Consider the following 12,023-nt stretch of genomic DNA (forward strand, 5'->3'; position numbering starts at 1 on the left):
AGATAGTCCAAATCGGTATTTCTCGAAGTGCCGGATTTGCTTTAAGCAGGGTGCGCCGCAATGAAGTCCGGCCATGTGTTCAAGAGGACCTAGAGAGTGACAGTCTGCACGAGATGCATCATGGATACGACCGATCCGGACATCTCTTTCGATGCGGCGGGTGTCTGTAATCATTGCCACCGCTATGAGGAGGTCGCCCGTCAGCGGATCATTCCGGCGGGACAGCGCCAGGAGCGTCTCGCGCAACTGGTTGCCGAAGTGAAAAGGGCGGGAGAAGGAAAGCCTTACGACTGCGTTATTGGGGTGAGTGGAGGCGTGGACAGCACCTATGTGGCGTGGGTAGTGAAGGATCTGGGATTGCGCCCGCTGGCGGTCCATCTTGACAATGGCTGGAATTCCGAACTTGCCGTCGCCAATATCGAGAAGACTCTCAACAAGCTTGGCATCGATCTCTATACCCATGTCATCGATTGGGAAGAGTTTCAGAATTTGCAGATTTCATTTCTTAAGGCGTCGACGCCCGACGGCGAGGTGCCAACAGATCATGCGATTTTCGCGCTGTTGTATAAGATCGCCGCGAAGCAGGGGCTGAAGCATGTCATCACCGGCACCAACGTGATCTCCGAAGCGATCCTTCCGGAGAAATGGGGGTACGGATATTTCGACTGGTCCTACGTGAAGGATGTTCACCGCCGTTTTGGTTCGGCGAGGCTTTCAACCTATCCTCATTTCTCTTTGCTACATTTGTTTTACTACGTATTTCTTCGCCGCATCCGCATGGTGTCGGTGCTCAATTTCATCGACTACAACAAGAACCAGGCGATGGACATCCTCAAGAACGAACTCGGCTGGGTGTATTACGGCGGCAAGCACTATGAATCGATCTACACCCGCTTTTACCAGGCTTATTTGCTGCCGCGTAAGTTCGACATTGACAAGCGCAAGGCGCACTATTCGAATCTCGTCCTGTCCGGCCAGATGACACGGCCCGACGCGCTCGATGCAATGAAAGCGCCGGTTTATCCCGCCAATCTTCTGGAGGAGGACCGTCAATACGTCATCAAGAAGCTCAATCTGGATGGGCAGCAGTTCGAAGAAATCATGAGCCTGCCACGTAAGACGTTTCTGGACTATAAAAACAACCGCAATGTGTTTGCCTTTGCGAAACGACTTGTGAATTCGTCGCGGCGGCTGATCGGGTAGCGTGAAAGACTTTCAGAACCAGCTTGGGTTCGCAAAACGCTGCGTTGGTCGGCTCCCGCACCGTTGGCGATCTGCGCGTGGGCTGGCGTTGGCGAAAATCGTGTCATGAGAGTCCTCTATATCCATATGACAGGAGCTTTTGCCGGTGGTTGTCGCAGCCTTTACGAGGTCGTGCGCGCGTTGCCAGCGGGCGCCGTTGAACCGGTGTTCGTCGCGCCAAGAGGCAGCATTCATGCCTTCCTATCCAGACTCGGGGAAATGATCGAGACGGCCGGGATCAGCCAGTTCGACAACACGCGGTACGGTTACTATCGCGGACTGCGCTGGCTGGTTCTGCTTCGCGAGATCGCTTTCGTTCCGTCGACGATCGCGGGGCTGCTGCGGGCCCGCCGTCAATGGAAATCCGTCGATCTGATCCACATCAATGAGATAACCGGCTTGCTGCCGTGGTTGCTTGCCAGGTGCCTGTTTGAGGTGCCGGTCGTCGTGCACGTTCGTTCGGTGGTCAGGGATGACCGGAAATCGCTTCGAACCAGCTGGATCTCACGAATGTTACGTGACCGGGCCAGCGCCGTCATTGCCATCGACGAAAATGTGCGAGCCAGTCTGCCGCCGGACCTGCAGGTCGATGTCATTCACAATTCGCTGTCGCTGGATCCTCCCGAGAAGTCGGCCGCCACGCTGGCATACCAGCTCAAGTTGAGGCCGGAAGCATTCAAGGTTGGATTCGTCGGCAATCTATTGCGTGTGAAAGGCATTTTCGAACTGATTGAGGCCGCGCGACTGACGCGGGATCGCGGCCTCAATCTCGAATTTCTCATCGTCGGTGGTGATGCGAGCGGCTCCGATTCGTTGATGGCCCGTATTCTGAACCGGCTGGGGATCGGACAGGACGTGGGCACCGAGGTAAAGGCCAAGATCGAGGAGTATGGGTTGGCCGATCGCGTTCACATGGTTGGCTTTATGGCAAACATTGCGCAGGCCTATGCCTGCATGGACGTTCTATGCTTTCCTTCGCACTATGACGCGCCTGGCCGCCCGATCTTCGAGGCCGCGTTTCTCGGGGTTCCCAGCATCGCCGCGGTCAGGAAGCCGCTGGCGGACACGTTGGTCCATGGCGTGACCGGGTTGGCGGTTCCGCCGCATGATGCCGAGGCCTTGGCGGATGCCATCGCCAAGGTCGCGTCCGACCGGGCGCTGGCGGCGCGGATGGGCGAGGCGGCCTATCAGATGGCGGTATCCAATTTCCAGGCCGTCAAGAACGCTGCCAAGCTCCTAGATGTCTACAAGCGGGTGACCGGGGCGTCTCGCGCCTAAAGGCGGGTTGCAAAGCCAGCGCTGCGGTCCCGCTTCTCACGCCTGCCCGTGGAAAAACCAGCTAAAGCCCTAGATCATTGAGCAAAATCGGCTATTTTGCTCCGCAATAATCATTGGTTTTTCCGTCTCCAATGGCTTAAGAAGCCGCTCAATCCCGAAATCTGGTGGAGCTTGCGACCGGATGGTTGTTGGCTGCGGACAGACGGCTTCGACGCTGGCGAGTTAGAGGTTCCCGCATGGACAAGATTCAGGCCCCCCAAAACGTAGACAAGTCGCTCTTTGCGCCGGACGCCACTAATCTGAGCACCCGGTTCGGCCTTCCAAAGAAGGTGGTGTTCTGCAAGCGTTGTGTCATTTCGAACCAGCGGCCGAATTCGGCGGTCGAGTACGCCCACACCAAGGAAACGCAGAAGAAGACCATCTTTTTTGACGCCGAAGGCATCTGCGACGCCTGCCGCTTTGCCGAGAAGAAGAACGCGACCATCGATTGGGACGAGCGGGAAAGCCAGTTGCGCGACCTGCTCGACCAACATCGCAGCCGCGACGGCAAGTATGATTGCATCCTGCCGGGATCGGGAGGCAAGGACAGCTTTTATGCCTCCCACATCCTACGCAACAAATACGGCATGCACCCGCTCACGGTCACCTGGGCGCCGCACATCTATACCGACTGGGGTTGGAAGAACTTCCAGAGCTGGATACACGCCGGCCACGACAACATGTTGATGACACCCAACGGACGCGTGCATCGGCTGCTGACTCGGCTCGCAGTCGATCTCTTGTTCCACCCGTTCCAGGCGTTCATGTTTGGACAGAAGTCGCTGGCGCCCAAGATGGCGCTCCTGCACAAAATACCTCTGGTGATCTACGGCGAGAACGAAGCCGAATACGGCAATCCGATCGGCGATACTGATACTGCCAAGCGCGACTGGTCCTACTTCACCTCTGATGACCAATCGAAAATCTATCTCGGCGGCGTTTCGATCTCCGACCTGAAGAACCAGTTCGGGGTGGAGCATCAGGACTTGCTGCCCTATCTGCCCGCCGATCCCAACGAGATCGAGCGGCAGAAGGTCGAGGTGCATTATCTCGGCTATTATTTGAAATGGCATCCGCAGAGCTGTTACTACTACGCGGTCGAGCACGGCGGGTTTCAAGCTTCGCCGGAGCGAACGCCGGGTACCTACAGCAAGTACAACAGCATCGACGATCGCATCGATGACTTCCACTACTACACCACCGGGGTCAAGTTCGGCATCGGTCGTGCGAGCTACGACGCCTCGCAGGAAATTCGATCCGGCGACATCAATCGCGAGGAGGGCGTCGCGCTAGTCAAGCGCTTCGATCACGAATACCCGTCACGCTTTGCCGACGAGATCTTCCGCTATCTGAGCATTCCCGAAAAGGAGTTCCCGGAGGCGAGTAAGATGTTCGAGAGCCCGATCATGACCGAGCAGTATTTTGCTCGCCTTGCCGACAGTTTTCGCTCCCCCAATCTGTGGAAGTGGGTCGGCAACAACTGGCAATTGCGTCATGCGGTGTGGGAAGAGTAGGGTCAGGTCTGGCAGGTCATCCGACGTGAGCAACCTCAGAATCATTCCTCGGCTGGACATCAAGGGGAAAAACCTCATCAAGGGTGTCCAGCTCGAGGGTCTGCGGGTCATGGGAGACCCGCAGGAGTTCGCGCTTGACTATTACCGCGCCGGCGCCGACGAACTGGTCTACATGGACATTGTCGCCAGCCTTTACGGGCGGAACAACCTGAGCGACATCATCCGGCGGGCCGCTGACCAGGTTTTCATTCCCATAACCGTCGGGGGTGGGATTCGCTCGGTCGATGATGCCAGGCACATCCTGAGGTCGGGGGCCGACAAGGTTGCCATCAACACGGCCGCCATCGCCCGTCCAGAGCTCATCGGTGAAGTTGCGCGCCATTTTGGCTCCCAGGCCATGGTTTTGTCGATTGAGGCCAAGCAGGTCGGCCAGGGCAAATGGGAGGCCTACACCGACAATGGAAGGGAACGGACGGGATTGGACGTCATGCAATGGGTCCGGCGCGGCGTGGAAATGGGGGCCGGCGAGATTCTGTTGACCTCGGTTGACAGGGAAGGCACCCGAAAGGGGTTCGACATCGATTTGGTTAGCCAGGTCAGCAAGCTCGCAACGGTTCCTGTCATCGCCAGCGGTGGTATGGGGAGCATCCAGGACTTCCTGAAGGTGGCCGAATCGGCCCGGCCCGACGCGATTTCTATGGCCGACACCTTGCACTATAAGCGCGTGCAATTGGGAGAGATCCGGGCTGCCGCGCTGAAGGCCGGATTGGCTGTCAGGCAGGTTTAATGGGCACGAAGATCACATTGCTCGACTACGGCATGTGCAACATGCTGAATGTTGCCCGCGCGCTGGAGCACGCGGGCGCCGACGTCCATGTCACCGAAGACCCGAAGGATGCCGTGGCGGCCGAACGGCTGGTGGTTCCCGGGGTCGGTGCGTTTTCCGAATGCATGCGAGCGGTCAACCGTCTTGGCCACGGCGAAGCCATCCACCAATTCGTCAGGTCCGGGCGTCCGATGCTAGGCATCTGCGTCGGCATGCAGATTCTGTTCGATGTGAGCGAGGAATTCGGCGAAACGCCTGGCCTCGGTATTCTGCCCGGACGCGTGCGGATGATTCCCAACACCAACACCGATGGCGTCTCGCAGCGCGTACCGCATATCGGCTGGAATCATCTGATCGAGCCGCAGGCAGGCCGCAGCTGGGAAAAAACCTTGCTTGAGCCCTTTGGCAATGAAGGCCCTGCAGTCTACTTTGTCCATTCGTTTGCCGCCCAGCCGGCGAATGACTATGACCGGCTTGCCGATTGCGACTACGGCGGTCACCGCATCAGTGCGATGGTCAAACGCGACAATGTCACCGCAACCCAATTCCATCCCGAGCGTAGCGGAACAGTGGGGTTGCGCATGCTGAAACAATTCCTCTCGTGATAGCGGGGTTCGCACGTGAAGACGCTGGCTATCATTCCGGCTCGCGGTGGTTCGAAACGCTTGCCGGGCAAGAACACGAAAAGCTTTCTCGGCGTTCCCTTGATTGCCTGGTCGATCCGCTTTGCCCAAAGGCAGCAGCGGTTCGACACGATTATCGTCTCCACCGACTCTGAAGCGATCGCTGATGCCAGCCGGGCCGAAGGGATCGACGTGTCATACCTGCGGCCGGTGGATCTTGCATCCGACACCGCGAGTTCGGCGGCGGTCGTGCTCGACGTCTTGGCGCGGGAGCGGCAGAGCGGAAACAGCTTCGATCTGGTCGCGTTGCTGCAGCCGACCTCGCCGGTCCGCGAGCCGTCACGCTGGAGTGATGCTTTCGCCCATATCGATACCGGCGCCGCCGATGCCGTGATCGGCGTCACGCCGGCCAATCCCCATCCGAATCATGCTTTCCATTGGGAGGAGGGCGGCAAATTGCGACCCTTCGCCGATGGGAAGCAAATCATCTTGCGGTCGCAGGACCTTCCGCCTGTGGTCCATGTCGCCGGCAACATGTACCTAATCCGCTCGACTGTGCTAGAAGCGCAGGGAAGTTTTTTTCCTCCTCGCACTGTCGGGGTTCTCTGCGACCAGCCTTGCGAGGCGGTCGATATCGATACCGAGGCAGACTGGGTTGCCGCCGAGGCCCTGGCAAAACATCACGGCAAATCGCCATGAAAACCTTCATCATCGCCGAGGCCGGCGTCAATCATAACGGCGACGAAAAAATGGCCCTGAAACTGGTCGAAGCCGCCGCCAAAAGCGGTGCCGATGCTGTCAAGTTCCAGACGTTTTCTGCCGACAAGCTGGCGCGTAAGGGCGCCGAAAAGGCCGAGTATCAGAAACAAGCCACCGGCGATGGCGACCAGCACGGCATGCTCAAGACTCTTGAAATGTCCCAGAGTCTACATCAGCGCCTTTTCGCACGTTGCACCGAACTCGGTATCGAGTTCATGTCCACGGCGTTCGATGACGAGTCGCTCGATTTTCTGGTCGCTCTCGGCATCAAGCGCATCAAAGTCCCTTCAGGCGAAATCACCAACGCGCCGCTGCTCCGGCACATGGCGTCTAAGGGGTTGCCGCTGATCGTTTCAACCGGGATGGCCGAGCTTGACGAAGTCGTCGCCGCCATCGGAATTATCCGCACGGAGCGGGAAAACCGTGGTTTCGCCGAGCCATTGAGCGACATCGTCACCATTCTTCATTGCACCTCGAACTATCCGGCAGAAAGCGCAGACGTCAATCTGCGGGCCATGAACACCATGGCGCGAACCACCGGCCTGCCGGTGGGCTACTCCGACCACACGTTGGGTCTGGCGGTCTCGACCGGCGCTGTCGCTCTGGGCGCAAGAGTGATCGAAAAGCATTTTACCCTTGATTCCGAGTTGCCGGGACCAGACCACAGGGCCTCCCTCGAACCCGATCAGCTTGCGGCATTGGTGTGGCAGATCCGCGATATCGAGCAAGCGCTGGGTTCCGATATCAAGGCTCCGACCTCCTCCGAATTGCCGGTGCGCGACCTGGTGCGGCGCAGCGTCACCGCGGTTCGTGCGATCAATGCGGGCGTCGCAATTGCGCGAGAAGACCTCGCCCTGATGCGCCCGGGGACCGGGATCCCGCCGGTCAACCTAGAGAATGTGATCGGCAGGAAATCGGCGCGCGCCATCGCCGCGGGCGAGACGCTGGTCTGGTCGGACCTCGCATGAGACCGCGCAGAGTGTGCTACATCTCGGGTGCCCGCGCGGATTTCGGCCTGATGCAGTCGACCCTGCAACGAATCCACGAGTCAGATGCATTTGAACTCTCAATTGTCGTCACCGGTATGCACCTCCTAGCGGAGCATGGCTTCACCCTTAGGTATATCGAGGAGGCAGGCCTGCCGATCGCGGCCCGTATAGCGGTCAAGGAAGGGCCGCCATCCGGCGCGCTGATGGCCAGCAATATAGGACGTATGCTCATGGGGTTCGTCGATGCACTAGAGGCGATCCAGCCGGACGTCGTTCTCGTGCTGGGCGACCGCGGCGAAATGTTGGCCGGCGCACTGGCCGCGATCCATCTCAACATTCCGGTCGCGCATATCCATGGCGGGGAGCGGTCCGGCACTGTTGACGAGCCGGTGCGGCACGCCATCTCGAAGCTTGCCCATTTTCATTTCGTGGCCACTGACGAAAGCAGGGAGCGGCTGGTTCGCATGGGCGAGGTGGCCGATCGCGTGTCGGTCGTCGGGGCGCCTGGATTGGACGACCTCGCCTATATCTCGCTGGCGAGCCGTGATGACCTCTGCCGGCGGATTGGTTTCGATCCGCGAGGGCTGATCGGCCTTTTCATCTACCACCCGGTGCTGCAGGAGACGGCGCTGTCCGAGGAGTACGCCAAGCGCGTTGTCGATGCGATGCTGGCCAAAGGCCTTCAGGTCATCGCGCTAAGACCCAATTCGGATGCGGGAAGCGCGGGGGTGAAGTGGATGCTGGAGGCGCGCGCCGCCGCAGGCGAGATTCATCTCGCGACCAATCTGCCCAGGGAGGAGTTCCTGTCATGGTTGGCCGCGACGGATCTAATGGCGGGCAACTCGAGCGCCGGCATCATCGAGGCCGCGAGTTTTGGCACGCCGGTTATTAATGTCGGATCACGGCAGAATTTGCGTCAACGCAACCCCAATGTCTTCGACTGCTCCACCGATCGCAGCGATCTGGATCGTGCAATCGAGACCGCGCTTTCATCATCGCGGGGCGACGGGACCAATGTCTATGGCGACGGCCGGGCCGGCGAACGTATAGTCAATCTACTCGCCGGAATCGATCTTGCCGGCGCTTCTTTGGCGAAGACCAATGTCTATTGAGCGGTATCTTCTGCTCGGCGCGGGTGGCCACGGTATGGTGGTGCTGGATGCGCTTCAGTCGTGCGGACCACAGATTGACATCTGCGTAGTCGACGAATCCGTCGACCTGATAGGCAAGAGGGTGCTGGGAACGATCGTGGAGCGTTTCGATCCGACCGTGAAGAGGACTGAGCAGCGTTTTCATGTGTCGATCGGTGGCAACGCCGTCCGGGCCAGAATATTCGAAGCGCTGAAGGTGCTCGGCGGATTACCGTCGACAATTGTCCATCCGATCGCGACGATCGCTCGAAGCGCCGTCATCGCAGACGGTACGTTCGTGGCCGCCCGGGCCATCATTGCACCAGCAGCAACGATCGGTGAAGGGGTGATAGTCAACCATGGTGCGATCGTTGATCATGAATGCGTGGTTCACAATCACTGCCATATTGCGCCAGGTGCAACACTGGCCGGCAATGTGCGGCTCGGATCGCGGGTTCTCATTGGCGCGGGAGCGAATATACTTCCGGGCATCACGATTGGCGACGACGCGACAATTGGCGCGGGTGCCGTCGTCACTGTCGATGTTCCACCTGGAATGACCTATGCGGGCGTGCCAGCCCGCAAGATCCGCTGAGGGCTGTCGCATGGATATTTCGAGAATCTGCATCACACGCCAGTCCACCCTGCGCGAAGCGCTCGACATGCTTGATCGCAGCGGTCTCGGCGTTCTGCTCCTAGTCGAGGGCGACCGCCAGTTCGAGCGGACGGTGACGGATGGCGATCTGCGTAGGCTACTGCTCGATGGCGCGTCGCTCGACCAGACTCTCGCGAGTGTATCGGAGCGCCGCTCGATCGTCGTGCCGGAAAACCGGACCAGACGAGATGCCCTCGGATTGATGCAGAAACACACGATCGATCATCTTCCAGTGGTCGATGCTTCGGGCCGGGTCGTCGATCTCATAGAACGCCGCGGCATCGACGAACAGATACTGCTCTCGACCCCGCACATGGGAGATGCCGAGCGAAATTTCGTGGAAGAGGCGTTCCGTACAAATTGGATTGCTCCTCTAGGTCCGAACGTTGACGCCTTTGAAGCCGAGCTTGCAGAGTTAGTGGGGGCGAATAGCGCTGTTGCGCTGAGTTCAGGCACCGCCGCGATCCATTTGGCCCTAGTGCTCTTGGGCGTTGGTTCAGGCGATTGTGTATTCTGTTCTTCGCTAACTTTTGCGGCGAGTGTAAATCCAATTGTTTATCAGAACGCCGAGCCCGTACTGATCGATTCCGAACCAAACAGTTGGAACATGTCTCCGATCGCGCTTGAACGAGCGCTGGAGAGTGCGCGCAAGAATGGACGCCTGCCAAAGGTAGTCATAGTGGTCAATCTATACGGCCAGAGCGCAGATATGGAGCCACTACTGGCGCTCTGCGATAGATATGGCGTGCCGATGTTAGAGGACGCGGCGGAGTCGCTAGGTGCCAAATATCGAGGGAGGCATTCCGGCACTTTTGGACGAATTGGTGTCTATTCATTCAATGGCAACAAGATCATTACGACCTCTGGCGGCGGTATGCTGGTTACTTCCGAGAAGGAGTTGGCTGATCGGGCCCGTTTTTTGGCAACGCAGGCCCGTGATCCCGCTCCGCACTACCAGCATAGTGTAATTGGCTACAACTATCGCATGAGCAATATTCTTGCCGGCGTCGGACGAGGGCAGCTAAAGGTGCTCGAAGAGCGCGTTCAAGCGCGTCGCAATATATTTCGGCGCTATGCCGAGGCATTCTCGAATGAGAGTTGGATCCAACTTATGCCTGAGCCCGAATGGAGTTTATCTACGCATTGGATTTCGGCAGCATGCCTCGTGCCAGACTCACGGATTACTGGCCAGCTACTTGTTCGGCATTTGTCAGATGAGTTTATTGAGGCACGTCCAGTTTGGAAACCGATGCATCTTCAACCCGTCTTTGCGCACTGTCCGTATTTTTCGCACGGGAATAGCTCCGTCTCAGACGACATCTTTGAGCGGGGGATTTGCCTTCCATCAGGTTCTAACCTCACCATGGAACAGGTTGACAGGGTCGCTGATGCTGTATTGAAGATTGGCAGACGTCTGGCGTAGCGCCTGTGCCTGCATGTTCTTCATTGCTCATCAGAGTGTGATTTTTCTCTGAGGATAGTGAACGGACAAGATTTGGAATTTTCCTACTTTGGTGGTTTGTAGTGCCTTGGTTTTGGGAATCTCTGACGAGAGGCCTTTAACTTACCCGTGGGCAAAGTCCTGATTGCGCTGGTTATTTGGTAAAACCGGAGGCGCATTCTTTGCATGTCGAGGGTCTTCAATCTGCAAACGACGAACCGCGTCAATGCCCTTGCTGAGCCCGAAGCGTCATTTCGTCCTGGTTGAGGGGCGCGCCGATCAATCTAGCAAGCTAGAACTGCTGTTGAGGGTGATGACAACCGAGCAGGGTTTCAGTGACGGTGTCCTCTAGTTGTGGAGCCTCAAAAGGTTGTTCCTGGTCAAACCAAGTCGGCTGATCGGGATTTGTGAGTCTCATACCACCATGGGGACGGTGCCAGTTGTATTGATGCAGCCAGATCGGCAGCTCTTGAGCGCGCCGATCTGATGTTGGGTAGGCTTTGGCGTAAGCCCATTCCCGAAGCGCGGTCTGGATGAAGCGCTCGGCTTTTCCGTTTGTTCGCGGCGTGTAGGGTTTGGTACGGATGTGCTTAATGCCCAGGTCCCGGCAGGCGTCGCGGAAGGCAAAGGACTGGTAGCAGCTGCCATTGTCGGTCATGACGCGCGTGACGGTGACGCCGAGGCTTTTGTAATACGCCACAGCTGCCTTAAGAAAGGGAACAGCGCTGTCGGCCGTCTCGTCGGGCTTGATCTCGGAGAAGGCGACGCGGGAATGGTCGTCGATGCAGACGTGGACGAACTCCCAACCAGCGCCGCGGCTCTTGTTCGGACCACTCGGATCGCCGGTGATGCGATGACCAATACGCGCGAAACGTCCGAGCTTTTTGATGTCGATGTGAATGATCTCGCCTGGGGTCTCGCGCTCATAGCGGCGTTCCGGTTCGGCCGGCTCCAGATCGCGTATCCGGTTGAGTCCCAAGCGGCGAAGGACGCGGCTGACGGTGGCAGGTGATACCTTGACCTCGGCTGCGATCTGCTTGCCGGTGTGGCGCTGCCGTCGCAACGCCTCGACGACTGTACACGTGGCTGGCGGGGTTTGGCTCGGCGATGAATGGGGCTTGGAGGAACGATCTCGCAACCCAGCAACACCTTCAGCGCGGAACCGCTTGACCCATTTGGCAACCGTCTTCGACGAGATGTTGAACAGGTCAGCCGCGGCGGCTTGCGTCAGCCCGCCCTCGACCACGCTTCGGACCATCGCCTCTCGACCTTTGGGCGTCAAAGGCGCATTCTTGTGGACGTTCATCTGGTCTCTCCTCGGAACACTGAAGCTTCGCAACCTCAGCTTCCTCGGTTCAGACCAGATGGACAACCTCCTGACAGACCACACCTAGGCCGTGGTCGGGACGGCTAGGCGGGTTGATCAATGACTTTAGCTCGACGGCTCTGACTCGTAGCGTGATCGGCGCTGGCGTGACGCGGGATGGTGATCCGGGCCGAGCTGGCCGAGGCGAAGGTGGGAGAAGC

10 protein-coding genes and 1 pseudogene are annotated in these 12,023 nt (G+C 58.4%); 10 read left to right on the forward strand and 1 reads right to left on the reverse strand.

Annotation, left to right across the window (positions count from 1 at the left end; genetic code table 11):
- Positions 1-96 precede the first annotated feature (96 nt).
- The 10 genes from AB8Z38_RS00235 (at position 97) to AB8Z38_RS00280 (ending at position 10,478) form a co-directional block, all read left to right on the forward strand.
- Entirely contained in the window at positions 97-1,203 is a 1,107-nt protein-coding gene (locus AB8Z38_RS00235) for an N-acetyl sugar amidotransferase (RefSeq protein ID WP_369722515.1), read from the forward strand.
- Positions 1,204-1,308: 105 nt separating this feature from the next.
- The gene (locus AB8Z38_RS00240; protein ID WP_369722517.1) at positions 1,309-2,520 is read left to right on the forward strand and encodes a glycosyltransferase family 4 protein; all 1,212 of its coding nucleotides are present in this window, start codon (positions 1,309-1,311) and stop codon (positions 2,518-2,520) included.
- 236 nt (positions 2,521-2,756) lie between these two features.
- Positions 2,757-4,073 (forward strand): N-acetyl sugar amidotransferase, encoded by a 1,317-nt coding sequence (locus tag AB8Z38_RS00245; RefSeq protein ID WP_369722519.1) that lies wholly within the window; start codon positions 2,757-2,759, stop codon positions 4,071-4,073.
- Positions 4,074-4,098: 25 nt separating this feature from the next.
- Positions 4,099-4,860, forward strand: a complete 762-nt coding sequence (gene hisF / locus AB8Z38_RS00250) for an imidazole glycerol phosphate synthase subunit HisF (RefSeq protein WP_369722520.1) — start codon at positions 4,099-4,101, stop codon at positions 4,858-4,860.
- Positions 4,860-5,504: an imidazole glycerol phosphate synthase subunit HisH gene (hisH, locus tag AB8Z38_RS00255; RefSeq protein WP_369722521.1), complete on the forward strand. Its 645-nt coding sequence runs from the start codon at positions 4,860-4,862 to the stop codon at positions 5,502-5,504. Before hisF ends, hisH begins: the two co-directional genes overlap by 1 nt.
- Before the next feature lie 15 nt (positions 5,505-5,519).
- A complete protein-coding gene (locus tag AB8Z38_RS00260) occupies positions 5,520-6,221 on the forward strand; it encodes a cytidylyltransferase domain-containing protein (protein ID WP_369722522.1) in 702 nt (233 codons plus the stop codon).
- Positions 6,218-7,249 carry an N-acetylneuraminate synthase gene (gene neuB / locus AB8Z38_RS00265; protein ID WP_369722524.1) on the forward strand — a complete coding sequence of 344 codons (1,032 nt, stop codon included), beginning with the start codon at positions 6,218-6,220 and terminating at the stop codon, positions 7,247-7,249. Before AB8Z38_RS00260 ends, neuB begins: the two co-directional genes overlap by 4 nt.
- On the forward strand, positions 7,246-8,382 hold the full coding sequence (gene neuC / locus AB8Z38_RS00270) for a UDP-N-acetylglucosamine 2-epimerase (RefSeq protein WP_369722526.1): 1,137 nt from the start codon (positions 7,246-7,248) through the stop codon (positions 8,380-8,382). Before neuB ends, neuC begins: the two co-directional genes overlap by 4 nt.
- Positions 8,372-8,995 (forward strand): acetyltransferase, encoded by a 624-nt coding sequence (locus AB8Z38_RS00275; protein ID WP_369722527.1) that lies wholly within the window; start codon positions 8,372-8,374, stop codon positions 8,993-8,995. The genes neuC and AB8Z38_RS00275 overlap by 11 nt, the downstream gene beginning before the upstream one ends.
- 10 nt (positions 8,996-9,005) lie before the next feature.
- Entirely contained in the window at positions 9,006-10,478 is a 1,473-nt protein-coding gene (locus AB8Z38_RS00280; protein WP_369722529.1) for an aminotransferase class I/II-fold pyridoxal phosphate-dependent enzyme, read from the forward strand.
- Between the two features lie 366 nt (positions 10,479-10,844).
- On the opposite strand, the pseudogene AB8Z38_RS00285 reads toward AB8Z38_RS00280, so the two are convergent.
- Positions 10,845-11,802: pseudogene (locus tag AB8Z38_RS00285) on the reverse strand (IS481 family transposase).
- Between the last annotated feature and the right edge of the window lie 221 nt (positions 11,803-12,023).

Origin of the sequence: Bradyrhizobium sp. LLZ17, assembly GCF_041200145.1 — a bacterium.
Classification (GTDB): Bacteria; Pseudomonadota; Alphaproteobacteria; order Rhizobiales; family Xanthobacteraceae; genus Bradyrhizobium.